Source organism: Bdellovibrionales bacterium (assembly GCA_019750295.1).
GTDB lineage: Bacteria > Bdellovibrionota > Bdellovibrionia > Bdellovibrionales > JAGQZY01 > JAIEOS01.
On record JAIEOS010000058.1, the window covers coordinates 1 to 23,510 of the forward strand.

At 45.8% G+C, this 23,510-nt stretch carries 27 protein-coding genes; 14 read left to right on the forward strand and 13 right to left on the reverse strand.

Annotation, left to right across the window (positions count from 1 at the left end):
• On the reverse strand, positions 1-779 hold a 779-nt coding region (locus K2Q26_10505), incomplete at its 3' end, for a hypothetical protein (GenBank protein ID MBY0315942.1).
• Positions 780-1,043: 264 nt separating this feature from the next.
• Between K2Q26_10505 and K2Q26_10510 the strand changes: the two genes are divergently transcribed.
• Both K2Q26_10510 and K2Q26_10515 read left to right on the forward strand, forming a co-directional pair.
• A complete protein-coding gene (locus tag K2Q26_10510) occupies positions 1,044-1,460 on the forward strand; it encodes a hypothetical protein (GenBank protein MBY0315943.1) in 417 nt (138 codons plus the stop codon).
• A 62-nt stretch (positions 1,461-1,522) separates the two neighbouring features.
• Positions 1,523-1,948: an MAPEG family protein gene (locus K2Q26_10515; protein ID MBY0315944.1), complete on the forward strand. Its 426-nt coding sequence runs from the start codon at positions 1,523-1,525 to the stop codon at positions 1,946-1,948.
• On the opposite strand, the gene K2Q26_10520 is transcribed toward K2Q26_10515, so the two are convergent.
• The 6 genes from K2Q26_10520 to K2Q26_10545 all read right to left on the reverse strand — a co-directional run bounded on the left by K2Q26_10520 (position 1,945) and on the right by K2Q26_10545 (position 7,987).
• Complete coding sequence (locus K2Q26_10520) at positions 1,945-3,747, reverse strand: hypothetical protein (GenBank protein ID MBY0315945.1); 1,803 nt, start codon at positions 3,745-3,747, stop codon at positions 1,945-1,947. The two genes, K2Q26_10515 and K2Q26_10520, sit on opposite strands and share 4 nt — an antisense overlap.
• A 76-nt stretch (positions 3,748-3,823) precedes the next feature.
• The gene (locus K2Q26_10525; protein MBY0315946.1) at positions 3,824-4,639 is read right to left on the reverse strand and encodes a hypothetical protein; all 816 of its coding nucleotides are present in this window, start codon (positions 4,637-4,639) and stop codon (positions 3,824-3,826) included.
• A 154-nt stretch (positions 4,640-4,793) separates the two neighbouring features.
• Positions 4,794-5,990: a PQQ-dependent sugar dehydrogenase gene (locus K2Q26_10530; protein ID MBY0315947.1), complete on the reverse strand. Its 1,197-nt coding sequence runs from the start codon at positions 5,988-5,990 to the stop codon at positions 4,794-4,796.
• A gap of 203 nt (positions 5,991-6,193) precedes the next feature.
• Complete coding sequence (locus tag K2Q26_10535; GenBank protein MBY0315948.1) at positions 6,194-6,922, reverse strand: class I SAM-dependent methyltransferase; 729 nt, start codon at positions 6,920-6,922, stop codon at positions 6,194-6,196.
• Positions 6,923-6,980: 58 nt separating this feature from the next.
• Positions 6,981-7,274, reverse strand: a complete 294-nt coding sequence (locus K2Q26_10540) for a DUF3817 domain-containing protein (protein MBY0315949.1) — start codon at positions 7,272-7,274, stop codon at positions 6,981-6,983.
• Positions 7,274-7,987 (reverse strand): C13 family peptidase, encoded by a 714-nt coding sequence (locus K2Q26_10545; protein MBY0315950.1) that lies wholly within the window; start codon positions 7,985-7,987, stop codon positions 7,274-7,276. Before K2Q26_10545 ends, K2Q26_10540 begins: the two co-directional genes overlap by 1 nt.
• Before the next feature lie 201 nt (positions 7,988-8,188).
• On the opposite strand from K2Q26_10545, the gene K2Q26_10550 reads away from it, so the two are divergent.
• The gene (locus K2Q26_10550) at positions 8,189-8,566 is read left to right on the forward strand and encodes a hypothetical protein (protein ID MBY0315951.1); all 378 of its coding nucleotides are present in this window, start codon (positions 8,189-8,191) and stop codon (positions 8,564-8,566) included.
• A gap of 74 nt (positions 8,567-8,640) precedes the next feature.
• Here K2Q26_10550 and K2Q26_10555 read toward each other — a convergent pair whose 3' ends face one another.
• Positions 8,641-9,033, reverse strand: a complete 393-nt coding sequence (locus K2Q26_10555) for a hypothetical protein (GenBank protein ID MBY0315952.1) — start codon at positions 9,031-9,033, stop codon at positions 8,641-8,643.
• A 185-nt stretch (positions 9,034-9,218) separates the two neighbouring features.
• Complete coding sequence (locus K2Q26_10560) at positions 9,219-10,103, reverse strand: LysR family transcriptional regulator (GenBank protein ID MBY0315953.1); 885 nt, start codon at positions 10,101-10,103, stop codon at positions 9,219-9,221.
• A gap of 316 nt (positions 10,104-10,419) precedes the next feature.
• Here K2Q26_10560 and K2Q26_10565 point away from each other — a divergent pair, with 316 nt between their 5' ends.
• The 3 genes from K2Q26_10565 to K2Q26_10575 all read left to right on the forward strand — a co-directional run bounded on the left by K2Q26_10565 (position 10,420) and on the right by K2Q26_10575 (position 14,284).
• Positions 10,420-12,405: a M13 family metallopeptidase gene (locus tag K2Q26_10565; protein ID MBY0315954.1), complete on the forward strand. Its 1,986-nt coding sequence runs from the start codon at positions 10,420-10,422 to the stop codon at positions 12,403-12,405.
• Between the two features lie 75 nt (positions 12,406-12,480).
• Positions 12,481-13,512 carry a glycosyltransferase gene (locus K2Q26_10570; GenBank protein MBY0315955.1) on the forward strand — a complete coding sequence of 344 codons (1,032 nt, stop codon included), beginning with the start codon at positions 12,481-12,483 and terminating at the stop codon, positions 13,510-13,512.
• A gap of 1 nt (position 13,513) precedes the next feature.
• Complete coding sequence (locus tag K2Q26_10575) at positions 13,514-14,284, forward strand: hypothetical protein (protein MBY0315956.1); 771 nt, start codon at positions 13,514-13,516, stop codon at positions 14,282-14,284.
• Here the strand turns inward: K2Q26_10575 and K2Q26_10580 are convergent.
• The gene (locus K2Q26_10580; protein ID MBY0315957.1) at positions 14,281-15,054 is read right to left on the reverse strand and encodes a TylF/MycF family methyltransferase; all 774 of its coding nucleotides are present in this window, start codon (positions 15,052-15,054) and stop codon (positions 14,281-14,283) included. The genes K2Q26_10575 and K2Q26_10580 overlap by 4 nt on opposite strands.
• Positions 15,055-15,214: 160 nt before the next feature.
• Here K2Q26_10580 and K2Q26_10585 point away from each other — a divergent pair, with 160 nt between their 5' ends.
• Together K2Q26_10585 and K2Q26_10590 are read left to right on the forward strand one after the other, a co-directional pair.
• Entirely contained in the window at positions 15,215-16,096 is an 882-nt protein-coding gene (locus K2Q26_10585) for a 1-acyl-sn-glycerol-3-phosphate acyltransferase (protein MBY0315958.1), read from the forward strand.
• Positions 16,011-16,853 carry a GNAT family N-acetyltransferase gene (locus K2Q26_10590; GenBank protein ID MBY0315959.1) on the forward strand — a complete coding sequence of 281 codons (843 nt, stop codon included), beginning with the start codon at positions 16,011-16,013 and terminating at the stop codon, positions 16,851-16,853. The genes K2Q26_10585 and K2Q26_10590 overlap by 86 nt, the downstream gene beginning before the upstream one ends.
• A 4-nt stretch (positions 16,854-16,857) precedes the next feature.
• On the opposite strand, the gene K2Q26_10595 is transcribed toward K2Q26_10590, so the two are convergent.
• Positions 16,858-17,727, reverse strand: coding sequence for a LamG domain-containing protein (locus K2Q26_10595; GenBank protein MBY0315960.1), 870 nt, complete (start codon positions 17,725-17,727; stop codon positions 16,858-16,860).
• Between the two features lie 246 nt (positions 17,728-17,973).
• Between K2Q26_10595 and rpsN the strand changes: the two genes are divergently transcribed.
• The 3 genes from rpsN to K2Q26_10610 all read left to right on the forward strand — a co-directional run bounded on the left by rpsN (position 17,974) and on the right by K2Q26_10610 (position 19,145).
• A complete protein-coding gene (gene rpsN, locus K2Q26_10600; protein ID MBY0315961.1) occupies positions 17,974-18,261 on the forward strand; it encodes a 30S ribosomal protein S14 in 288 nt (95 codons plus the stop codon).
• Between the two features lie 136 nt (positions 18,262-18,397).
• The gene (locus K2Q26_10605) at positions 18,398-18,784 is read left to right on the forward strand and encodes a hypothetical protein (GenBank protein ID MBY0315962.1); all 387 of its coding nucleotides are present in this window, start codon (positions 18,398-18,400) and stop codon (positions 18,782-18,784) included.
• A gap of 94 nt (positions 18,785-18,878) precedes the next feature.
• Entirely contained in the window at positions 18,879-19,145 is a 267-nt protein-coding gene (locus tag K2Q26_10610; protein ID MBY0315963.1) for a hypothetical protein, read from the forward strand.
• A gap of 18 nt (positions 19,146-19,163) precedes the next feature.
• Here K2Q26_10610 and K2Q26_10615 read toward each other — a convergent pair whose 3' ends face one another.
• Positions 19,164-19,796, reverse strand: coding sequence for a heme-binding protein (locus tag K2Q26_10615; protein ID MBY0315964.1), 633 nt, complete (start codon positions 19,794-19,796; stop codon positions 19,164-19,166).
• 185 nt (positions 19,797-19,981) lie between these two features.
• Between K2Q26_10615 and K2Q26_10620 the strand changes: the two genes are divergently transcribed.
• The 3 genes from K2Q26_10620 (at position 19,982) to K2Q26_10630 (ending at position 22,312) form a co-directional block, all read left to right on the forward strand.
• Positions 19,982-20,215, forward strand: a complete 234-nt coding sequence (locus K2Q26_10620) for a hypothetical protein (protein MBY0315965.1) — start codon at positions 19,982-19,984, stop codon at positions 20,213-20,215.
• On the forward strand, positions 20,205-21,149 hold the full coding sequence (locus tag K2Q26_10625) for a hypothetical protein (protein MBY0315966.1): 945 nt from the start codon (positions 20,205-20,207) through the stop codon (positions 21,147-21,149). The genes K2Q26_10620 and K2Q26_10625 overlap by 11 nt, the downstream gene beginning before the upstream one ends.
• Positions 21,150-21,466: 317 nt before the next feature.
• On the forward strand, positions 21,467-22,312 hold the full coding sequence (locus K2Q26_10630) for a DUF11 domain-containing protein (protein ID MBY0315967.1): 846 nt from the start codon (positions 21,467-21,469) through the stop codon (positions 22,310-22,312).
• Positions 22,313-22,373: 61 nt separating this feature from the next.
• Here the strand turns inward: K2Q26_10630 and K2Q26_10635 are convergent, their stop codons facing one another.
• Complete coding sequence (locus tag K2Q26_10635) at positions 22,374-23,435, reverse strand: hypothetical protein (protein ID MBY0315968.1); 1,062 nt, start codon at positions 23,433-23,435, stop codon at positions 22,374-22,376.
• Between the last annotated feature and the right edge of the window lie 75 nt (positions 23,436-23,510).

The following is a 23,510-nucleotide window of genomic DNA, read 5'->3' on the forward strand; positions in this document are numbered from 1 at the left end:
GTGCGCGAAGGATAGGTGGTGAGGTTATCTCCCATATCTTTAAGTACACTGGCGAACAATAAATAGGTCGGCATATCGATCAGATTAAAAATGTTTTTTGCCGAATTAAAATCACCGACCACGATCAAAGATTTATCTTTAAGATTCACATCTTTCTGCAGTTCGAACATATGGAGTTCGGCTTGCTCATAATTGAGGTTATCCTTACCGGGAGCTTTGGAGATGAGCTCCGATTTCGACATTTTCCCCCACGGATTGTAAAAGTGGAGAGGATTTAAAAAATACTCCCCCTTTGGATCGGCAATTTTAAGTAATATGTAAGTTCGAGAAGCTTCTTTCACTTCTTTTTCGTTTTTCCCGGTCTTAAGTATCTGCGAGCGGACAAGACTTAAGGGATTTTTGGAATAAACGATAATTCCATTATTGACTTGTTTGTAGGGGTTATTTTTTGTGAGGTGAAATTTGTGAGGATACTTTGTGGCAATGAGTTGGCTCGTCTTTTGGGGCATTCGCCCAGGGCAATGCTCGCCTAAAACGATGACGTCCGGTGCGCCTTGAGATGTCGCGAGAGTTTCGATGTTTTTATAAAGAGAGTCTTCTTCTTTGAGCTCTTTGATGAGTTTAAGATTCATTAATCCGCAACCGATGTTCCACCAAAACAGTTTCCGACCCTCCGTCCGTTCAAAGACGGTTTTTTGTTGCGAACTTAAATTTGAATCTAAAATCAATGTTTGAGATTGAGCGATGGCAATGTGAATAAAAAGTAAAAAGAAATTCATGGCTTATTGTACTCGAGATTCGTCAGAGATCTCAAATCGACCGGGGCGATTTGGAAAAATTTCTTGGGGTCTCGTCTCTCAAGTCAAATATATCGATTTTGATAACTCTTCGAATTGACTCTTGTAAAAAACCCATTCTATCCTGTCATCATGAAGATACCTGCTTTTTCAGTTTTGTTCGTTCTAATTCTTTCAAGTCTTCCGTGTTGGGCTGACGATTCTTGCGCATTTTATGTCCAGCATCACTTTGTCCAGTATAGCGATGTGAATAGAGCATTGGCCTCAGAGATTGATACTCTATTGATTCAATGGAAAGATGATAAGCCTTTGTCGCATAAAATTCTTGATGACGGCATTCGTAAAAAACGGAAACGGAAGCAGAAAATGGTTCCTTGTAAATCACGGCGTTTTGTAGCGGCAGAGCCCTCGTCTTTAAATGGAAAATGGTCACAGGCGGGTTCATCGGTGCTTTACATGATCACTTGGCTGATGCCCCAAAAACCGAACCAGCGGCGGATTCAATTTGAACTTTTTGTCAAAGAACATCCCACGGCACGCCGGATCTGGGTCGAAGGCCCGATCGATTACGAACTTCCAGAACCCACACCCGAGTCCAAAGCTCAGTGGGTCGAAATGATTTCCAAAGCCATTATTCATCGAAGTTTATCTCAAGGCTCCTAACGACAACTTCATTCTGCTCGCACTTAGCGCTCGGTTATGATAGCGTGAGCCCAACGAGGTGAATGATGTTTTTAATCTATCCAATGACAGTGATGGTTTTTTATATTTTTGCGATTGGTATTTGTACTTTTCGCACTCGCGCTAAAGCCGTACGAAGTGGAAAGCTTAAGTTGGGGTATTATCGAACTATGGATGCGGTGACTTATCCGCCTCCGGAAGAAGTGGTCAAATTCTCTCGACATTATGACAATATGTTTGAGCTGCCGATGTTATTCTTTGTGACGTGTTTGGTTTGTATGCAGTTTCAAATTAATGACACCGTTGTGACTCTTGCCGGTTGGGGATTTGTGTTTTCGAGATTTCTGCACAGCTACTTTCATCTGGGGTCAAATAACGTCATCCGTAGGGCCCAGGCGTTTGGCTTGGGCTGGCTTTTTGTTCTTATCATGTGGGTGATGATTTTTGTGAGCCGAGTGTTTGTGTTTTAATTGACGGTTTGAACAAGAATTTCCGGATCGTGCTTTAAAGAGCAGTGTGCGAAATGTTTCATGAGCGAGGCCATAGAACCCGGCGCTGACTTGTCTCCAAGAAGTGGAGACGGGAAATCCCTTTGAGTTTCCGCAAAAAGATTCACTTGAGTTGTTGGATGCGCGCCGCTGATTGCGTAACTGCGTGGGCCATCGTCCGCACGGGTTGAGATGATGGATCTAGTGATCGCTTTGGATTTATCTCCCAATTTCGAGAACGAGGCAAAGTCTTCGGCCTCGATACCTTTTAATTTTATTTGCGCCTGAGTTTCTTCGGGGCAACTCACATGAGCTAAAATCATCACCGGTTGGACTTTCTTTTGTTCCTCATCGGGTGAGGCCACGAATTTTCTGGGATACTGAAGACTTAGATGTTCCCGTGATTTTATTTTTTCAAGTTCCACTTCCTCTTCAGCAGATTCGGTATCAAAGTTATCAGTTTGAGGATCCACTTCATTCGAAGTCAGTGTCAGTTGGTTCAGCTGGTTGGCTATCTTATACTGTAGAAAGTGATTGAGATGGGTATAATCGGTATTGAGAATCGTCACTTGCTGTTTTATAAAATCAGATAGCGAGTCTCTCAGAGAATCGAGGGGTAGAGCAATGCGGATGATCGCCGAAGTTCTATCCTGAGAGACTTTTGCATTCTCTTGCGCGACGGAATAAATTTTGTCGGTGGCGCTCCCGGGGGCTGTTCTCATTTTTTCTATAAATTCAGAGTATGCGGATGCGGCTTCCTGCGCCACCGACTCATCAGTGAATTTAGAATCGACGTCAATTTCAATAGTATCGGTGAGTGCAGCTTTAACTCTAACTGTTTTTAGGGCGCTCAGGAGTGGGCCTGCGATCATCTTATACACGCCAGGAACCACGTTAAATAGATTTTCGAAGTTGAGGTAGGCCGAAAGAATGTAATTCGTGTCGAGAGACTCTGGAGGCACTTCGAGCGGCTTCGAAAGGTGATCGACCATTTTTGCAAGAATCTCGGAGCTGGTCGACCACAATAAGCTCTTGCGACCGATAACAGTGAGATGCATCGATAGGTTCTGGTAATCCAAGTGGGTCAATTTAAAAGAAGGAACGCCGCTAATATAGATTTTTTCGATCTGAGTTTTATTTATTTCCTCTTGGAGGATTCGCTTTTGAGCCGCCGTAAGGCGGGGTGATTCTTCGATCGCTCGCTTCAAATAGGACGTTGGATTCGCGAAAAGATATCCTAAAAGCGGGAGTTCAATGGGTTGACTTGCTCCTAAGGTTCCAAAAGCAAATATGACTTTGCCAAGATCTTTTTTGATTTGAAAATTTAAAAGATTGATTTGTGCAAGACCATCGGGTTGCAATCCCAGTCCTAATGAGAAGGAAATCGCTTGGTCGTTGGCCGATTGTTTGAATTCGTCACTGTAAATCTTATCGATGAGAGTTTCCGAGCCGCTCAATGGGCTCGGGTTATCAATTTCCAATTTTGTGTAAATTTCATCGATCTGTTTTTGAAGGGCGACGAGGTTGTCACTTTCTTTTTTAATCTTTTCGAAGGCGACCAAAAGATGATCTAAGTTTTCTCGCATCGGACTTTTCGAAGTGATGTAAAGTAAAGCATCATCGGATTGGTGAAAGGCTTGGGCGACATCGGGTGTGGGGATGAGGCCGTAATGCCATAGTGCAAATTTCAACATCGCGCGACTTTGCCGATGGGCAAGCGCGGCTAAAATCAGAAGTAAAAAAAACACAGAGATAACGATTGATGTTTTTTTAAGCTTCAAGATTTACCCCTGTTATAAATGAACTCTAATTAAATCTTAAATTGCCGAGATTGAAATACAAGAAAATAATAAAGAGTTACGAGGATTTTCGAAGGTCACGCGGAGGATGATTTTCGACTCTTTCGATCTTCACTGCAGGCACACCCCCCCAAGTTTCACCCTCGGGAATAACGGTTTTCGGAAGGACAACAGAGTGAGGAAGGATTTTTGCGTTTGCGCCAATCACCGCGCCTCCCATGATAGAGGCTTTTAATCCGATCGTACAGCCATCACCAATTTTAACGGGAGCGATCACCAGAAGGCCCGCCTGCCCATAGTGAGCAACGATGGTCACCGAGCCACCGAGAGTTACTTTCTGGCCGAGTTCGATCAATGAAGGGTCCGAAAGCCATGTGGTATTGATGGTCGTTCCTTTTCCAATCTTCATTCCCATCATGCGATAAAACAAAATGCTTAGAGGTGAGGGAGTTATCATTTCTAAAAAGGTAAATCTTGGGATGTAGGTGAGGGCATTGTGCAAAAACCATTTGAAGGCCTCTGCGGAATAGTATGGGCCTCTCCAGGGTTTAAGGTTTCCACGAATTAAAAAGTTAACAAGAGGGCAAAGAAATACCAGAGAGAATCCGTAGAGAAGGTAACCAAAAGCGAAGGATAAGGCGTAGGTTAGATTCTGAATCCACGTGGGTTGTTGGCTGACCAATTCGGCCGTAAACCGAAAGAAACTGACGCCGGGAGCGATGCAAAGGCCAACAATGGCGCAGCCCACACTGTACACCGGGAGCATGGTGAGAATATGCATGGCCACTTTAAATCGACGCAGAGCTGTTTCAAAAAGACCTTTAAAGCCTTTATGTTTACTCGTGGTGGTGTCGAGGTCGATACGTTTAGTCACAGACTCTTATCGGTATTTTTACGCAGACTTTAGCTCAGCCAACGTCTGAATTGCTCCAATCTGAAACAAAGAATTAAAGTTCTATACTGAAGTCGAGCTAAAGAGGCCCCTTAAGTGATTTCAAGAGGCCCTATTTGTTGGAGTCGATAACAATCTATCGAGGTGTCGCGTTTGTAGTGATGCGATAGATGAGTCCATTTCCATCTTCAGAAACCAGCAAGGATCCATCGCTCAAGACAAGTAAACCAGTAGGTCGACCGAATTGAGTGGTTTTGTCTGGAGACAAAAACCCCGTGAGGAACGGTTCAGCGGCGGTGGGTTCTCCATTGATATAAGGAACAAAGGCGACTTCAAAACCGACGGCCGGAGATGCGTTCCAGGAGCCATGGAAAGTCACAAAGGCGCCGTTGTGATACTTTTCGGGAAAGGCCATGGCTGGCGCGGAATAAAAGGATAAAGTGATCGGTGCAGAGTGAGGCGTAAAGAGGAGTGTCGGATTCACTATAGTTTTTAGGAATTCCTCTTTGCTCATTTCGGCGTCGACAGGGTAGTCGACCAGTGGATTTAATTTCCCATCATCAATGACGAAGGGCCATCCGTAGTGTTGGCCCGCGATAATTTTATTGAGCTCTTCGCCGGGAAAGTTCGAACCAAGCTCATCGACGCTATTATCGGCGCCCCAGAGTTGACCAGTTATGGGGTGAAAGCTAAAAGCCTCGGTGTTGCGAAGTCCAGAGGCATAAACGAGACGTTCGCTCCCATCGGGTCGAACACGGATGATTGTGGCGTATTGATCGTTCACTTCAACGCAAGCGTTACAACTGCTGCCGATGCTGATGTAAAGATATCCATCCGGTCCCATTTGAATCGTGCGTTTCCCGTGATGACCACCATCAGGAAGATCGCTCAGAATAACTGTCGGCGCTAGTAAGCTTCCATCGGTATTGATCGTCGTGGTTAATAATTCTTTTTCTGTGACCATATACATCTGAGTTCCTACAATCGCAATTCCATGAACTGTAGGAAGCGTGAGGACGGACTGGAGAACATCACCTGTTCCATCCGCATTGCTATCGTAGAGACGAACGATATCGCCTTCCTCGGTGCGAGAAATGTAGATCGCTCCATCCGGAGCGAGAGCCATCATTCGTGGGTGACCCAAGTCTCGAGCATAAACACTTAAAGTAAAACCTGAGGGAAGTTGAAGTGATTGTATAAGTTGTTCGGTGGCAGGAACAAGAGTGGGAACGTTTGAAGTGGGCGGCGGCTGCGGAATCTCGGGATCGTTCGAATTCTCGGCAGAAGAAACGTAAGTGGAAAGACTTAAGAGAACTGCAAGTAGGGCCTTCATAAAACCTCCATGGTAAATATTGTCGAAGCCTTAAAAGGTCGATCTGCAAATATATGGCCATGCTCAAGCTTCAATGTTGTGAGTTGCGAGGAGGTGGGGCGTGGAGGAATGCCCTCCTCTGGGAAATAATGTCCAACCGCCTGCGAGTGAGGTGTCAAACAGTGATGGTCGATAGCGAAGGTGTCTGCGTTTACCGTCCGAGACTAATGAGGTGATACGTGAGACGTCTCCTTCGACGTGGAATTTCGGACCCACTCATAAATCGACTCCCATTCCATGATCGGGAGCTGACCCATATTGTTGTAAAAGTAGTCATAATTTTTCGAATCGAGTGTGGTCTTCATGTCGGTCAGCTGAGGAGTTTGATCTCCAACGATACGTAGGACACCAACGCCGTGATCAATTTTTAAAATTTTAAAATCGATCCCGGGGGTGTTTACGATTTCATAGGCTGTTTTCCACGGGTCGCCGGTCCACGCTTTGTCGGAAACGATAGGGACGTGGTGCTCTTTCCAGTCTCGGGGAATCATATCGTGAAGTCCGATGAATCCGCCTTTCTTTAGAACTTGAAGGGCGTTGTTGATGTCCTTATGAACTTGCTCATACGTATGCAGTCCATCGATAAAAATGATGTCAAATTTCTGTTTGTTCTGCGCAAAAAACTCGTCGGAAGTTCCGCGATAATTTCCTCCCAAGTTAGGATCCACGCCCACTTTGTTTTTGACAGGGACGGCATCAAATAAATTGTTCTCGCAACAACCGATCTCAAGATAGCTGCAATCAGGGCCTTTAGTGGCGAGCAGTAAATTGACCAGTGCGATCCGGTTGTAGTTCGTTTTTTTCCAGTCCCAATCCAAAGTCTTTGGAAAAGAATTGGCGCGGTATTTATAGAGACGGTATTGACGGACAATAGAATCTTTAAGTTTGGACATAGGAGAACCTTAAACACCAAAAATGTCCAATTTCAACACTAAAAGTGGAGGGGGATCGCTAATTCCTAGGGAGATATCTTCTTTCGAAGATAAAAGTCCCCAAGGGCCAAACCGACGCTATAAAAGCCAGCATACGAGTTTTAAGGGGCCATTGAAGTTCATCGGCAATGATGTTGGCCATAAGCACGTAGGCAATAAACAAAATCCCATGAGGCATTCCCAAGGCTTTGACGGCCACGGGGTTTCCCCAGACGTACTTGAGGGGCATGCCTACGAACAACAAGAGGAGGAAGGAGGCTCCTTCGAGCCACCCTAAGAATCGAAATAAATAGACCCAGCGTGATGTTTTCATTAATGGAGAATCGGCCATTCCTTGGTGTTCTCGCCAAAATAAGCCTGAGGCTCCGAAGGGTTGGCGCCAAGGGCTTTTTCTTTACCCGTAATACAAACATTCACTTTGCTATAAGCCTCGGGCCAATTGCTGGATTTGGGGATCTCGGTCAAGAGGCACTCGTCCCAGTAGGTGTAGCGCGTGTCGGCCGAGCACCCGAATGAAGGTCGGTCGGCGCGAGCGGCCGAGAGGATGATGCGATTCGGTCCTTTGAGGCCTTCGGTGATAAATTGACCTGAGTAGCAGGCCGAAACTAAGATCACCGTGGGCTCCTGTCCGCAGGCGGAGTTGACCAAAGTCTCTAAAGCACCGGGGGGAAGGATGCCCGCCATGGAAAAGTAAAAACCCTTGCCTTCAAGGCCGTGAGAAGTCATGTGGATCAAACATCCTTCTCCGGATTTGACGGTGGTCTTTTTAAATGCGGTGGCGACGTTTTGGGCCACGGCTGGATACACTTGATTTTGCTGAGATATAAATTTTTTCGACGAGGAAAGTTGAACCGTTGTCAGCGAACCGAGTTTGGAAAACATCTGCGTGAGATCAACGCGACCATTATCAAAATTATCGATAGAATCATCGCCGGCAATAAATATTCCGCGCCATTCTAAAGCGTGAGCAGCAGACGTGATCGATAATGTCAAAGCAAGGACAATAGATAATTTCTTAAGATACATTGGATGGACCCCTTTTAATTGCAAGACCCTTATTGCAAGGGACCTTAGTACCTCTTTTTTAGGCAAAGCGAAATCAATTTATAAAATTTCGAACGCGTCGAGAAAAAATAAAGTAATTTCTTCATCATTTTGTTTTGAGGTCATAAGCGAGTATCGGCGCTGCGATTTTATGCTAGATAGGTTCTACAAAAAGGGGACACTATGAACACTGTAATTCTCGTCGTTTTGAATCTTATCACGTCGTGGGCCGTTGCCACTCAGGGAGGTTCGATTCAGTTCATCAAGGACAGTCAGGTTCCTGTCGAAATCCAGGCCAAAATCATCGAGGAGATTCAGCAGCGCTGCCCGAGCGTATTCAGTGCAACTGAAGTGCAAACGTCAGTAAAAATCGTCCAAGTGGATCAAGGAGTACAGGATACGTATTTTTCAACAGAATTGAGTGCCAACACGAAGGGAAACAAAAATTCTAAAATCATCCAGCTGAGGGTGCAATCGGTCGAGTGGGCTGTGAGCCACCCTGATATCGAACAGTTTGAAGTGCTATGGATCTCTAGTGCGACAGAGTCCGTTTGTAACTAACCCTTACGTTTCCAAATAAAAAAGCACAGGTCCTTGGCCTGTGCTTTTTTTATGCATTGAAATGGGAACAGCAACTAGTTAGATGCCGTCGTTTGGTTGTTCATGCACTTAAACCCACCTTTCTCGATCGTTTGTAAAACCTGATTGAAAACACTGTCACAAATGCCAGGGGTTTTTTGCGCCCAAGCGATTTGATTTTGGTTTCCAAATTTTGTGTAGTGGACTTCGCAACGTTTTTCTCCCTTTTGCAAACTAATGATGCGAGAGTCTTTTCCTAATGAACAATTATATGTAAAGTCGCTTTTGTTATCTTTTTTTATATCTTTTTTGAGTTCAACTTTTGCGGGAGCGTGGGGAGCTTCGATGACGGTGGCGAGAGAGTTTTCCGATTCCGTTTTTTTTGTGTGAGCGCAAGCCATGGTAAACATGGACACGCTACATATTGCGAGGACGGCATTTATTTTCATTTTGTATCTCCTTAGCGAGGTTATTAAATCAGGCGCCGATGACGCCGACGAGATACCATGAGCAGTATGTATGCCAGCTCAAGCGCAATAAAAATGATTTGAGCGGTATTTTCTGCCGGCCATTGTCGCCCGTGGGTTAATCGCCGATCAAAAATAGTCTCTATAAGAGATGCTTTAAGCTGCTATTAGAATTGATCGAAGTCGAGAAAAGACTTAAAACTTTCCACTTTCTTTAAACTCGATTCGTAGATGGCGTAGAAATCAAAAGTTTGAAGTAAGTTGGAAGGAATCTCCCAGTTCTGCACTCCGCGAGCATGGGTCAACGTGTAAAACGGAGTGATCGCAAAACCCGCTCCGGCATCGACGAGGCCATGTACCATTTGCCAGTCTTCCACCGAGTAACGAATATTTATATCGCTTAAATTGAGGTCCATGATGGTTTTCCAGCGGAAGTTTTCGTCGAGCTCTTTCCGATAGGAAATGTACGGGAGGCTTTTGATAAACTCTTTATCTTTAAAGAGATGGCGGTCCAAATTGCGTTTTTTTAAAAGTTTTTCGTGAATACAAAAGTGCATACGGCTTGAAAAAAGTTTTTTGGCTTTAAATTCGGTAGAGTCGGGGAGGACGTAACTAACGGCGATATCGATCTCGTGCTGTTTTAATTTTTCCACAGCCTCGGCGCTCGTAAAGTTAAGGAACTCTAAGCGGCCTTCAAACTTAAGCTTGGGGAGGAGATATTTGAGGACATCGAATCGACCACCTAAGCGCAATGTTAAATTCTGGGGTGAGGCATAGTTGCGGTGGAGAAACTCGATGTCATTTTCGAGAAGGATGGAATGCGTTTTTGCGATCTCGTAAAGCGAGCGGCCGTAGTGTGTAAGAACTTTACGTTTACCCTCAAGGCTAAAGAGGGGGAGAGGGTGCTGACTTTCGAGCTCTTTGAGCTTCAACGAGACTCCGGGCTGCGACAGCTGCAATTTAGAGGCAGCTTCACGGAAATTCTTGGACTCCGCCACAGCCACGAGGATTTTCAAGAGATCATAGGAGTTCGATTTATTGATTACTGTCATAATCATTATCTTTAACATTGTTCTGTTTATTAATCAAATCGAATGGCCTATAACTGATTTTAACGGGGGAATGCTCCTGGCCGTCGGAGCCGAGAGATTAACCTTTTAAGGAGTCTCCGGCGTCACAACCTGGGGCGAGGTTCGGGTTCTCAAGTGGGTGCAGCGGTAAGGCACAGGGTCTTTTTGATAGAGAATTTAAAGTTAACGGTGGGGAGAATTTTTAAAGGGCTAGGGTATTTACCCTGGCCCTTTTTTTTTGACCCCGCGACCATTCGACGCTAGCATATCCCATCTTTAAAACCATAAAGGGGATCAAATGGCTTGGATCATTCAGTTATTTTTACTTTTCAATTTTTCTTTCGCGGCGACACTGACCCGCGACGAGTTACTTAAAAAATCACCAGTTCCCGATAAGCGTCAGTTTGATCTGAGCTCAAAGGTAAAGCCCTGTGAAGATTTTCATAAGTACGTGTGCGACGAGGTGGAGCAAAAGTTTAAACTTCCTGAAGATCGCGAGCGTTGGAGTTTCTCTTTTACGGACAATCGCGAACGATTACTCCATGCTCAAAAGCAATTTTTTAGCAAAATGAGCTCTTACACTCCTCCCTCAGATCGGGAATTGCAGTTTAAAAATGTGCACTTGGCCTGTATGGATAAAAAAGCTTCGGCCAAAGAAGAAAAGCAGTTCGTCAAAGAAGAGATGGATCGCCTCAAGGCCCTTAAAACAGTGGATGAGCTTATGGATTTGTCCCAGTCTCGGATGGACCAAGGTTACGAAAGTTTCTCGGGCTTTGGGACGCTCCCCAATAAAGAAAACCCTATGGTATGGGATGCTATGATCGCTTCGGGATTAAAGACCCTTCCCGAGCGCAGTTACTACGAAAATAAAGAGTTAATGAAAGACTTTAGGAAAATTCTCGTCGATTTTTTTAAAACGGTCAAAGCCGATCAGCCCGAAAAACGCGCGGATTGGGTGATCACTTTCGAAAGCGATTATGCGATGAAGACGCCACTTCCTCGTGAAATGCGTGGGCGAATCACCGAGAAGCGAGACATCGCTCGAAAAGAACTTCTTAAAAAGTATCCTTCCCTCAAACTCGATCGTTTTGTTGCACGCATTCCTGAGAAAACCGTGTTTATCGATCTGATGCCCGAGGGGAATGAGTTCATGAACAACGCGGTGACGGAAATGCCGCTGGAGCAATTAAAAAGCGTCTATATGTTCCACAGCATTTCGGATTATCTCGACGATGCATATCCTGACTATTTTAAAAAGTTTTTTAACTTTCGCAAAAAGCATTTAGGAGGACCTAACATTCGTCCGCCTCGTCAAGAAGAGTGCACGCAAACCGCGGTGGCTTACTTCTCCATGGAGATTGATAAGGAGCTCATGGGAATTTTATTTCCCGAGTTCCCACAAGAGAAGGTGATCGAGTTGGGCGAGCGGGTCCGAAAATCCATCGTGAGTGGACTGAAAAATAACAAGTGGATGTCATCGTCCACGCGCAAAGAGGCAATCAAGAAAATTGAAAAGGCCAAATTATTTTTGGTGAAACCTCAGAATGAGAGCGAGTGGGATTTTATGCCCATCGAAAAGTATTCGACGGATCGGCAGTACGCGAATCGCGCGCTTTATAAAAAAGCTCGTACCGAAAAATCCCTCAAAGAGATTTCAGAAGAGCGCAATCCGGCGCGCTGGTCGATGTCTCCTTTAACAGTCAATGCGTATTACTCCGGGGCTGATAATAAGTTTGTGCTTCCCATGGGGATCTTGCAGTATCCGTTCTTTGATGGATCAAGTCTCGACATCGAAAATCTTGCGGCCATGGGATCTGTGGTGGGGCATGAGCTCGGTCACGGCGTTGATGATAAAGGGTCCAAGTATGATTACTCCGGTAAAGTTCGTCAGTGGTTCACGGATAAGGACCTTAAGGAGTTTCAGACTCGCGGAGCTCAATTTGTCGAGCAGTTTGATAAGATAGGTCATGATGGAAAGCTCACTTTGGGCGAGAACATCGGGGATCATGTCGGAATTAGTTTTAGTTATAATGCCGCCTTCCCAGATCCGGCGAAAGCCAGTCTCGAAGATAAAAAGAAGTTCTTTGAGGCCTATGCGCGCAACTGGTGCCAGGTGATTCGCCCGGCCACGGCGCAACGCTTGTTAAAGACCGATCCTCACTCCGCCGGTAAAGAACGAATCAACCAGCAGGTGATCCATGTCGATGCGTTCTACGATGCGTATAGCTGTAAAGAGGGTGATAAGATGTATCGCGCACCCGAGGCTCGCGTTCGCGTTTGGTAGTTTTTTAATCAACTGGGTCGAGGTTGCGGTGTATTAATTTACATTCGCAAAAAGCCACCATACAATTTTGTTGTAATGGCTTCACCTCGACTCTCTATTCTTATTCCTACGTTCAATCGAGCGGACTTGCTCTCACAGACGCTGAAGACCGTTTTGGCTCAGGGAAAACACTTAGACTTTACCGAAATCATTATCTCTAACGACGCCTCCAAGGATGGCACGGCAGATCTGCTGGAGAGTTTTGTTAAAGATCATCCTCAAGTTCAAATTAAAGTTTTTAATCATCAGAAAAACCTAGGGGGTCCGGGTAACTGGAGTTTTTTATTACCTCAAGCCACCGGCGAATATGTCTTTTTACTCAGTGACGACGATGAGATTTCGCCTGAGTTTTTGGAAAGCTACTTTGCGGTGCTCGATCAGCATGGCCCGTTGGATTTGGTGTATTCCGCCTTTGAGTTTCGCGATGAGAATATGAAGTTCTTAGAAGTGAGCCCGTTGTCGTCCACGCCGGGATTGATGAGTGGGGAAGATCGCCTTAAGAACCAGTTGAAGGCCAATCACATGGTGATGTCGGCGGTCTATCGAACAGAGACGTTGCGTAAAGCTGGCGGCTGGGATGCTCGCTACGGAATGCATTTAGATAGCGCCGCGTTTTCTCTCACGGCCCTTCACTCACAGCAGACCTACTTTATCGATAAGCCTCTGTTTTATTATCGGATCGGTCGCGAAACGTGGTCGACTTTTAAAGTCGAAAAGCAAAAGCAATACTATACCTGGTACCGACTCTTGATTGATGATTTGATTCAGGCCGCTCGAAAGGTGAATCCCTCGCTCCTTCCATTTTTAAAAACCGTTTATGGAATTAGGGCTCAGGGAGTTCTCAATATTTTGGACATCAAAGCGGCTCACGGTTCTGTTACTGGTCGAGAGTTGCGCTACTTATTGAAAGATCTGGCCCGAATCAATCCGGAAGTTTTATACCGCGCAAGTTTCTATAAGATGGCGCTCGTCAGTGTCTTAGGTACAGGCTGGCTTGTCTCTTTAAGAAAAATTTTAAACAAACCAGAGCTAAAAAATTCGAGCGTCTTTGAGCGCTCAGGGAGTTAGTATGGCGTTAATTGGGCTTATCCCTGCGGCCGGTAAAGGCACCCGACTTTATCCTTTGCCATTCTCGAAAGAACTCTATCCCATTGGCTACCACGAGGTGGCCGTCGACGGAGATAAAAAACTACGATCGAAGGTGGTGAGTCAGTATTTGGTCAACCACATGGTGAAGATTGGAGCCGAAAAAATCATTATCACTTTGGGTCCCAACAAAACCGATATCATGGATTACTACGCGTCGGGAAAGCGCAGTGGAGTTGAAATCGTTTATAACTTTCAAGAGACGGCGACGGGGATGCCTTTTGCTCTCGATTTGGCTTACCCTTGGCTCACCAAGGACGACGTCATTGTTTTTGGAATGTCCGATACGATCATTGAGCCGGAGAATGCGTTCGTCGTCCTTAAAGAATTTTACGACAAACATCAGCCGGACTTGGTGTTGGGACTATTCCCCACCGAAAATCCTCAAAAGTTCGGTATGGTCGATTTTAAAAAAGAAACAGGCCAGATTGTTACTACCGTCGATAAGCCCAAACAAACACAATTGGACCACATGTGGGGCTGTTGCATGTGGAATTACAACTTTGCGACGTTTATGCGGCAACAACTCAAAACTCTGAATGGTGACAAAAAAGAAGTGGTGTTTGGGGATATTATTAATTCGGCCATTCAAAAGGGTTTAAAAGTTCTTGCTAAACCCATTAGTGGTGGGCGCTACATCGATATTGGAACCATCGAAGATCTCGATATGGCGCTTAAAAAGTTCCATCTTTAATGTTTAAAAATCAGTCCTTGCCCGGTGGGGAGGGACATCACTTTAAGGCCTTGGCGTTGGGCGAAGTCATCAAATCCTTTTTTCTGAAGCTCGTGACCGATATTATTGTAATCATCGAGAACAACAATGCCTCCCGAGGAAATCTTATCCCAGAAAAATTCGATGGCCGCGATTTCGGGACCCACGGCATTCATATCTAAAGATAGAAAACATATTTTTGAGCTCGTCACTTGCGACAGCGTGTGGGGGACTTCGCCGCGAATAATGATGACGTTAGGGAATTCTTTAAAGTTGGCTTTGACGTCCTCGTAGCATTCGTCATACTTGTTACGACGAGTTTCTTCGGGGAGGAGTGAGTGTTCGGGTGTTCCCTGATAGGTGTCTAAAAGGAAAAACTTTTTGGATGAGCTCGCTGTAAATCCCGAAAAGTGGATCGCCGCTCGCGCCATTCCTCCCTTATTCACTCCACATTCGACGTAGTCGCCGTCCAGATCCTTGCAGTGAAACGCGGACCAGGCGTAGATGTAGGCTCGATACTCGGGATCCACTTGCCCCCAAGAGCCCGAGAAAGATCCTGTTTGTTGAGCCAGGCTATAGCTTTTTTGAAATAAGGGATCTTTCAATGAGTCGGAATTATGTTTGGTGTAAAGTCCATCTTTGGCAAAGGTGAGAGGTCCACCCACGATCTCAAAATATTGAGGGTATCGGTAATAACGATAAGCCCACAGCCAGCGTTCGCCGAAAACTCTTCTTAATAAAGATTGAATCATCCCTTCAGTATTCGAAATCGCCGATGGAGCGTCAAGCTCAAAGGAGCTAGACCTGCTTACGCAAAACCAACAGGATCTTAACCGGATCCTAATACACTTACCCATTGAGCGCGCTATCATTGGGATGTGGGGATAAAAAAAATATATCAAGTGGAGTGGATTGATTGGTCGCGGGGTAGCCACTTCGGCGGTGATCGTGCCGGCCATAGGAGTTTTCCTGGCTCATGGCATGGTCATCAAGGTGATGACGAGGGATCGCGTGGTTCGGCGCAAGCGGCTCGTGGGAAATGTGCAGCGCTATTCGCGATTTGCTTTGAAAGTGATGCGTGTCGACGTGAATCTTAAGGCGACGGCGCCACTTCCTCCGCAGAATTATCTGATGGTATCGAATCATATGTCATATCTGGATATGATGGTTTTAGCTTGCTGTTTTCCGGCGGTGTTTGTGACATCCGTTGATATGGGGCAAGTGTTTTTCTTAGGACAGATGGCAGAGATCGGCGGAAGTCTTTTTATCGAAAGACGCCATCGAGACCGTGTTCAGCACGATATCCAGCAAATCGAGGAGGTATTAACTCAGGGCTTCCATGTGATGTTGTTCCCGGAAGGCACCAGTACGGACGGATTGTCTGTGCTCCCGTTTAAGCGTTCATTACTCATGGCCGCGGCTCATGCGGACTGTCCTTTATTACCGATCACCCTCAAGTATAGAAAAGTCGAGGGCGAAGAGTTTTCGGCGAAAAATCACGATGTGGTTTGCTGGTATGGAAAAAAAGACTTTGTAACTCACTTTATACGTTTGCTGTCGGCGAAATCGATCGAAGCCGAAGTTTCGGTGCAAAAGCCGATGACTTTTAAAACGGAACTCGAAAAACATGTGGTGGGGGATCTCCTTCATCAGATCATTTCTGACGATTATCTATCGCAATTTAAAAATCTACAGGGAGGTAGTGCTTATGATGGGAGCAGCGGTCGCGAAAAATCTTCTCCGAACATTTCGAGAGGCCCGCGAAAAGACGCCGACTTTGCAGAAGGTCCGTGAGTATCGCGGCTTTCTCAATATTGAACACGAAACCAATGACTTTGTGGTGAAAACCGCGATTCACGGCGTGGACCTCTTGAGGGTGCTCGAGCTGCGGCACTTGGTTTTTGTGGAAGAGTGGCAGGGGCGTAAGGCCTTCCATGGTCTTGATGTGGATGCCCACGATTTTGTGGCTGACCACCTGATGATTATTGATAAGCGAACGACCGAAGTCATTGGAACATATCGACTGCTGTCTTCGCACTTTACCCATTCTTTTTATTCGAGTGGTGAGTTTGAGATCGGAGAATTTTTACGATTGCCGGCGGTGAAATTAGAGATGGGTCGCGCCTGCGTGCATCCCAACTACCGCGATGGAAACGTGATTGATTTATTATGGAAGGGCTTAAGCCAATACATTATTAAAAGTAAAACGGAGTACTTGTTTGGCTGTGCCAGCGTAAAAACCACGAATCCCCAGGCGATCAGTCGTCTCCTTCGCACCGTGAAGGATCAAGGGGCTTGGAGCGAGCAGTATCATATCACGGCGACGGGGAATTATTTTTTTCCAGGAGTGATCATGGATGGCCCAGAGGCGATGAGTGCCGAAGAGAAGCGAGTTCTCTTGCCGCCTCTTTTAAGATCTTACCTGCACGCCGGAGCCAAAGTGTACGGAGCTCCCGCATTAGATCGAGTTTTTGCGTGCACAGACGTTTTGACAATTTTAGATTGGAAAGATCTTCATCGACGTTTCCAATCGCGATTTGTCGAAGCCTAGTTTCTTAAAATAAATTGACGTCAAAATCATCGGCATCAAAGCCGACGGGAGTGGCGTCTTGATTTCCCATGGCGTCTTTAATGACCGCACCAGATCCCGTGATGATATCACCGGAGTTGGCGTCGCCATAGAGATAATAGACTTCGAGAGCCGAAACATGGGGTGCGGTGTAGTTACCAAAAGCAAATTGGGGATCAAAGCCCGAGCCACCGCCATAGAGTTGGCTGATGGCGTTCGCGGGGAGTGCGGTTTGCCAGATCATGATGTGACCGAGATTGCCATCAAAAGGTAAAGTCTTATTCCCATCCGCAGACTGAAAAGCAGGTGCGGGTTCTGCGCCGATGGTCAATGTGGTAAATGCGCTGGCGGCACTGGCACCCATCATTGTCCCACTGGTTCCCACAACGGCGCCATTCACATAAATGCGGCTTCCGGTGCCGCCATGATCTCCAACCGCGCAAACTTGGTAAGTATTTCCAACGATGAAGGATGCCGAGCCATCGATGGTCATGTCCGTATCGGCGCTGTCTTCAAATTTCCAATCGATTTCGTTATCATCAAACGAAAGGTAAAAATATTTATCCCCACTCGACATACTTAATAAAGTTTGTCCCGCGACGCTTGCGGGCTTCATCCAAAGGCAAATGGTGAAGTCGCCGGTGTACCAGGCACGAGAGGTTGTTAAATATTTTCCACTGCCATCAAAGGCGAGACTTCCGCCATTGATGGATCCATTGCCAGTGCCGCCTCCACCTCCACCAGTACCGCCGCTATTATCGGGATCTGTGGGACTTTCTTTGCAGGCCACTAAAAAACCAAAGGTGATAACGAGACACAAACGAAGACTCTGGATAAATAGATTATGTTTTTTCATACTTTACTCTTCGGGATTTTTGTCTGTATCTTAAGCAAAATTTTAATTGGATCTGATAACCAAACATTCAGTCTGGAGGTCTCAGAACGAAACACCCCACAAAGAAGGGTCGTCTTTCACTGAGGGTCTAAAATTTGGGCTCATTCGTAAATATATTAATTGCAACATTGTTGCAATTAAAGTAGATTCCTTAAGTAAGTTGAGATGATGCGTGTCAAAGGAGTCTCTGTGGCGAAATTAAGCTCGATGGTGAAGTATCAACAGCGCAAAGAGTGTGTTGAAAAGTATCGGCCGATTCGTAAGGAGATGCGAAGCCAAATGAATAACCTTCGTCTGTCCTTCAAAGAAAGAGCCGAGGCGCGCCAAAAGCTTTTAAAACTTCCCCGATTGTCGATGGAAGTTCGACTGAACTCCCGCTGCGAAGTGACCGGTCGATCGAAAGCTGTCCTTCGAAAGTTTAAAATGTCTCGAATCGTCTTCCGCGATTTGGCCAGTAAGGGATTGCTCCCGGGTGTAAAAAAGGCCAGTTGGTAGACCCGGTGGTTGGTCGGTGACTTCCTATTATTCATGGACCTCCGTTGTGCTTTTTAAAAAAATCCATAATCTTTGCTAGATTCTTTTTTGGGGTGTGACAAGATGATGTCACAACACCATTTGAGGAAGGAATCTCATGAAGTTAAAGAATATTTTTTTGGCGTCTCTCGCACTCATCAACTTTGCTTGCGCGACCCCGAAGTATGCCGGCTTTCGTAATGCCGATCATTTTAAAAAAGTGACTAGAAATTCCAAAGGGCAAACGCCTCGCGAAGTGGCCGCCACTTTAGGTAAACCCATGTCTGCGTTTTTCAGCAAAGACAAAGACACCTATTATATGGTTTGGCCTCAGTCCGATGAGCCCGTTTCTGTCTTTGAATTGATGAGCAACGATCGTCTTGAATGCTTCACCATGAACTTTGAAAAGAGTAAAAACTTTAAATTCGATGACTGGTCCAGTAACACAAGTCATACCTGCGGATCTATCAAAGGTGAGACTTTAGATACGTCCCTGATCGATTAATCTTCAAATCGCTGGCCTCTACGGAGGCCTAGCTCAATGACTAGGGCTTGCAACGAAGCTTTACCCAGAGCTCCTCATCGACGACAATAGAATCATGCTCCTTCTCCTCATATTCTGCTCATTCTCATGGGCTTCCGATCTCGAATCTTCAGAGAGTTCCGAAGTCAAAGTTCAAGAGGCCGTTGTTCGCGAAGACGAACCCGAGGTCAAAGCGACACCTGCATTTTTAGAAAACTACAAAGATAAAGCGTGCGTCGATCGTTGCTACGATCGCTACGACAATCAGGGGATCCCGGCTCAAGCTCATCCGGGTTACCGCTCGTGCATCAAACAATGTCCACCGTCTCCCGGTGGAGTTTAATCTCTCAGAGAGAGTCGACTATTTTTTGCGAACCTCGATCATCACTTCATTTCTCCTTAAGAAGGGAAGTGTCCATGGTGGATTGTAGCCGGCAAACATGGGCTCCGATGCGATCTCGTAGTGAGGAAGAGTGGAGAGCCAGTTTTTAAGGTCTTCGGCCTTTTTCTGATTTTTTTCTTCACTCCAAAATCCTGTAAAAGTGATGACCGCCATCGTGCGCGCGGGAACGGGACGGAGTTCCACTCTGGGATCATTGGGGCGAGGGAGGTCCTCGAGTTTGTATTTTGTCGGCATCATAAAGCTCATCTGATAGCCATTTTTGGCTGGGGATTGAATCACTGGCGCCGTCATCTCAATTTTTTCTGAAGTGGCCTGTGGACTTTGCACCACCGGCGCGGTCATCGCGAGTTTTTGTTTCGAAGTGTTATCGCCAAAAATATAATTCGCCAAAATTCGAAACGCGGGATTTTGCGAATCCTCAAATCGACCTGCGACCCACGTCGTTGCTGCAACATAGGGAACATATTCGCGGATTTCTTTATCATCACTTTTCAACGTCATTTGATACTGAGTTTGCTCCACCGTTTGCGCTCCAAACACGCTGCACCCCACTTGTACAAAAATTAAACTGATTAAAAATGCGATTTTCATAATTCACCTCGGAGAGTTACAGTGTAAGAGTTTGGTCCAAAAGAGAACAGAATTTCCCGAGGATTATTACGTTCTGAGTCATGAGATGGTCGAGCTTTGCAAAGAGTCTATTGCCGGAAAAGCATTTGATTTATGTCTGGGACCGCGTACTCTAGTATCAAAACTCACGTAAGGAGTTTCGATCTATGATGTCTTTTTTTCTGATTTGGACCTTAAGTGTCGGAAGCGTGTTTGCTCAATCGGAGGCGAAGACGTCTCCTCCCTGGAGTGCGCAGATGCAGGGGCTTTCCTCGGCGCTGGTGGACATTTTACCCTTACTGTACGCACCAGATCCCAAAACACCGGGGGAGATTGAATCACTTCAAAAGAAATCTTCGGCGCTCTACGAGGCTTCAAAAAAAAATCGATTTGAGTGTTAAACATGGCACTCAACCTCCCGACTTCGACCCGACTTTGGTTTTTGTGTCAGAGATGTTCCGCGAAGAGGTGGAAAATGCCCACGAGGGAATTCAGCGAGGTTTTTATGGATATTCCAAGTCTCGTTTAAAAAGCTCGGTGGGGTATTGCATTGCTTGTCATACTCGAGACGGAACGGGACCCCAGTTCGCCCTGATCGAGGCGATTCAGCAACCGTTAAAAAACGCGTCGTGGATCGAGCGCATCAAGTTCCAGGTGGCCCTTCGGCGTTTTGATGTGGCGTATGCCGATGTGATGAAGAAGATCGAAGATTCCGTGATTTTAAGAACCGATAAGATTGGAATTGAACCTGCCGTCAAGATCGCGCTTTCGATTGCGGTGCGGGTGAAAAACAGCCCCGAGCAGGCTTTGTTAATAGCAAAAAAACTTCTTCAATCCCAATCTCCAGATCCGGGCCTCAAAGACAAAGCGATGGTTTGGGAGAGTGATGCGCGGGCGTGGAAAAAGGAATTTTCTATAAAGCCTCAGACCGAAGCTGAGCTGATCAAAAAGGCGAAGTCACTGATTGGTTTAGAGGGACCTAAGCCCTACGAGATCTCTCATCATGGAGAGGTTCGCTACTTGCGAGCAACGGAGTTAATGCACACGCTGTTAAAAAAATATCCTAACAGTGACTTTACCGCCGAGGCTCTTTATATTATCGGTCGCAGTTACGAAGTGATTAATGAGCTCAGCTTTGGTGGTCTTAACGAAAAATACTATGAGAAATGCATTCGTCTTAAGCCCCATACTCCTTTGGCCAAAACTTGCTTTATGGCTTACAAAGAGAGTGTGGAGTTTGGGTATTCGGGGAGTGGAGGGCTAAGACTGCCTGAGCGCATCCAAGACAAAATGAGACGCTTGCAGTCCGAAGCAGATCCAGGTCCTGCGAAATAAATGGGAGGGGTGAGGCTCGATACTTTGTAGACACTCCCCCTGATCGATCCCTAAAAAATTCTTAATCACTCAATGAATCCATAAGATTAGATGGAAGTTCGATAAACTTTAGTCACTGATTATTATTTAGAGATCCACAGTGAGACGAATGATTTGATTTGTCGCAAAGCTCATAAGCTTCTCGGATGTTTCTCGAGCTCTTCTTAAAAACTTTAAAAAAAGATTTGGAATGTATGAGGCCTCATACATTCACATGGTGGTCTCCTCCTTGCAATGATTCTTAGGCAGAGACATTCATTTTTTAAAAAGGGGAATTTATGAGAAATTTATTTTTTGCAGCGGCTCTATTTTTTACGCAACAGGTTTTGGCCAAGGCCGATCTCTCGGTCTCGTTAACGGGGGCTACGCACGTGCAATCGTCTTCGATCGATAGCTACTCGGTCCGAGTATCGAATTTGGGAAGTGTAGTCGTAAAGAACGCCACTTTAACTTTAGCTTTACCGCAAGGAGTTCAACTTTCTCAGATCTCGGTGGTGGGAACTGGTGGGCTTACGACGGCGTGTGCATCCCAATCCATTGGGCTTGTTTGTTCTATGGGTCGAGTTTATCTTGGAGTTAACAATTCATTTGATATTCGTTTCAAGTTAAAATTTCCGGATCAAAGTGCAACGATCCATCTGGTGGCTGTGGGATCTCACTCGGCAGCGGACAGACAAGCCGCGAACAATTCATCAAGTTTAGCGGTTACGGTCACCGCTCCTGTTGTCGTCGTTGTTCCTCCACCACCACCTCCTGTGACTGTGGTGTATGCGATCAATATCGCTCCTGGGGATTCTTTCCACTTTAAAATGTGCGGGAATGCGAGTGCTCCTATGAACTTCTCTCAGTGTTTTCCAGAAAATACCATTGAGGGGGATCTGATCTTCCTAGCCAATGGGGCCACCGATGCCGGCGATCCAAGTTTTTTACTGACCTACACTCAGCCGAACAGTTCTGAGTTACGATTTACAGAATACGACACGACCAACAACAATGCAGTGATGTCAGAGAGCGTGGGAGTAGCGGTGAGTGCGAATTGTTTTGAAGGAGTTACGACCTTCCGCCCTCCATACTCCCTCGATGGAACTGCGAATGGTTACGGCGCCTTTCGAGCTTGTAAGTAAATGGGTGAGGGATTTGAGGATTGAGCGAGGGCCTTGGGGTCCTCGCTTTTTTTCTTTTTAATTAATACGGGCACGAGATCCAACTGCCACCTTCGCCATACTTATCATTACAGGTATTCATGCCGTTGACGATGGCAAGTCCGCCGACAGAAAAATTAGCATCGATGACTGTGGCCCCAGAGGGAACAGTACAATCCCAGGCTTCGTCTCCAGTAAATGTAATTGCGGATGGTGCACCTGGAGCTGCTGGAACAGAACCTGTGGCAGCAGACGTAAAATAGGTCCCATTAGAAGCTGGCGTAATATTCATTCTCGTATCACCATTCCATGAATACGTTGCCGTGTCCGAGTGCTGAATACTGCCATTATTTCCTTGGTCAAAACTCATATCTACTTTAGAGCTACCATCACCAATTGCGAACGTGCTAGGTGATGTTCCAATGAGTTGCGCCACTGTAAAAAAGAGATTCGTGAATGAATCTGACCCAAAGACCCCTTGCATCGCGATCGACATTTCGATTTGATTCGAAAACTGATCCATATTGATAGTCATCTTGTTCGACTGTCCCCCATCCGAAAAGAAACGCTGCCCGGATATATTTTTTGAATCCCACGCATTGGAGAAGTTTCCAGTGGCCGTCATTTCCGAACCGTAAGACTGTGTGGACTCTGAGCCAATATATTTGCTTGTAACTGTCGCAATTCCTCCCGAAAATACTTGGGAGATATACTCACTCTGGGTCGGTGAGGACGGAGTACCATCAAAGCAAGAGTGCATTTTAAAACTTGTCACAACACCATTGGTTTTTTGAATACGAAATCTCACGATAGGTTGTGAGTTTTCGCGAGAAGTTTTTTTAATACGGAATGATTGGGATTCAGCAGGTAAATTAGTAAGGCGAACATACTTTGTCTCACCATCAGATAAGTTAACGTTCCCAGGAATAACTCCAGAGGCTTTCATGGCTCCCATGTAACATAAAATTTTATCAGGCTGTGAAGCTTCTCGTAAAATTTCTTTCAACAAATTGACGTTCTCACACAGCTGTAAACTCATGCCAGAGGAGAATGTTCCGGGATTAGTTATAACAACTCCCGCAGAGGCCAAAGTCCCAATTCCCAAACCCGCATCCGCGGATAAAATTCTAATAAATCTCTAGAATTACCGACAGCAGAGGCTGAGCGAAATTTTTACTTT

Coding starts and splice junctions, on each gene's coding strand:
- K2Q26_10575 (MBY0315956.1), top strand. CDS start 13,514: ATGGCGTTAATTGGGCTTATCCCTGCGGCCGGTAAAGGCACCCGACTT.
- K2Q26_10565 (MBY0315954.1), top strand. CDS start 10,420: ATGGCTTGGATCATTCAGTTATTTTTACTTTTCAATTTTTCTTTCGCG.
- K2Q26_10515 (MBY0315944.1), top strand. CDS start 1,523: ATGATGTTTTTAATCTATCCAATGACAGTGATGGTTTTTTATATTTTT.
- K2Q26_10615 (MBY0315964.1), bottom strand. CDS start 19,796: ATGAAAATCGCATTTTTAATCAGTTTAATTTTTGTACAAGTGGGGTGC.
- K2Q26_10530 (MBY0315947.1), bottom strand. CDS start 5,990: ATGAAGGCCCTACTTGCAGTTCTCTTAAGTCTTTCCACTTACGTTTCT.
- K2Q26_10550 (MBY0315951.1), top strand. CDS start 8,189: ATGAACACTGTAATTCTCGTCGTTTTGAATCTTATCACGTCGTGGGCC.
- K2Q26_10595 (MBY0315960.1), bottom strand. CDS start 17,727: ATGAAAAAACATAATCTATTTATCCAGAGTCTTCGTTTGTGTCTCGTT.
- K2Q26_10630 (MBY0315967.1), top strand. CDS start 21,467: ATGAGAAATTTATTTTTTGCAGCGGCTCTATTTTTTACGCAACAGGTT.
- K2Q26_10610 (MBY0315963.1), top strand. CDS start 18,879: ATGCTCCTTCTCCTCATATTCTGCTCATTCTCATGGGCTTCCGATCTC.
- K2Q26_10605 (MBY0315962.1), top strand. CDS start 18,398: ATGAAGTTAAAGAATATTTTTTTGGCGTCTCTCGCACTCATCAACTTT.
- K2Q26_10540 (MBY0315949.1), bottom strand. CDS start 7,274: ATGAAAACATCACGCTGGGTCTATTTATTTCGATTCTTAGGGTGGCTC.
- K2Q26_10570 (MBY0315955.1), top strand. CDS start 12,481: ATGGCTTCACCTCGACTCTCTATTCTTATTCCTACGTTCAATCGAGCG.
- K2Q26_10555 (MBY0315952.1), bottom strand. CDS start 9,033: ATGAAAATAAATGCCGTCCTCGCAATATGTAGCGTGTCCATGTTTACC.
- rpsN (MBY0315961.1), top strand. CDS start 17,974: ATGGTGAAGTATCAACAGCGCAAAGAGTGTGTTGAAAAGTATCGGCCG.
- K2Q26_10590 (MBY0315959.1), top strand. CDS start 16,011: ATGATGGGAGCAGCGGTCGCGAAAAATCTTCTCCGAACATTTCGAGAG.
- K2Q26_10560 (MBY0315953.1), bottom strand. CDS start 10,103: ATGACAGTAATCAATAAATCGAACTCCTATGATCTCTTGAAAATCCTC.
- K2Q26_10580 (MBY0315957.1), bottom strand. CDS start 15,054: ATGATTCAATCTTTATTAAGAAGAGTTTTCGGCGAACGCTGGCTGTGG.
- K2Q26_10545 (MBY0315950.1), bottom strand. CDS start 7,987: ATGTATCTTAAGAAATTATCTATTGTCCTTGCTTTGACATTATCGATC.
- K2Q26_10535 (MBY0315948.1), bottom strand. CDS start 6,922: ATGTCCAAACTTAAAGATTCTATTGTCCGTCAATACCGTCTCTATAAA.
- K2Q26_10620 (MBY0315965.1), top strand. CDS start 19,982: ATGATGTCTTTTTTTCTGATTTGGACCTTAAGTGTCGGAAGCGTGTTT.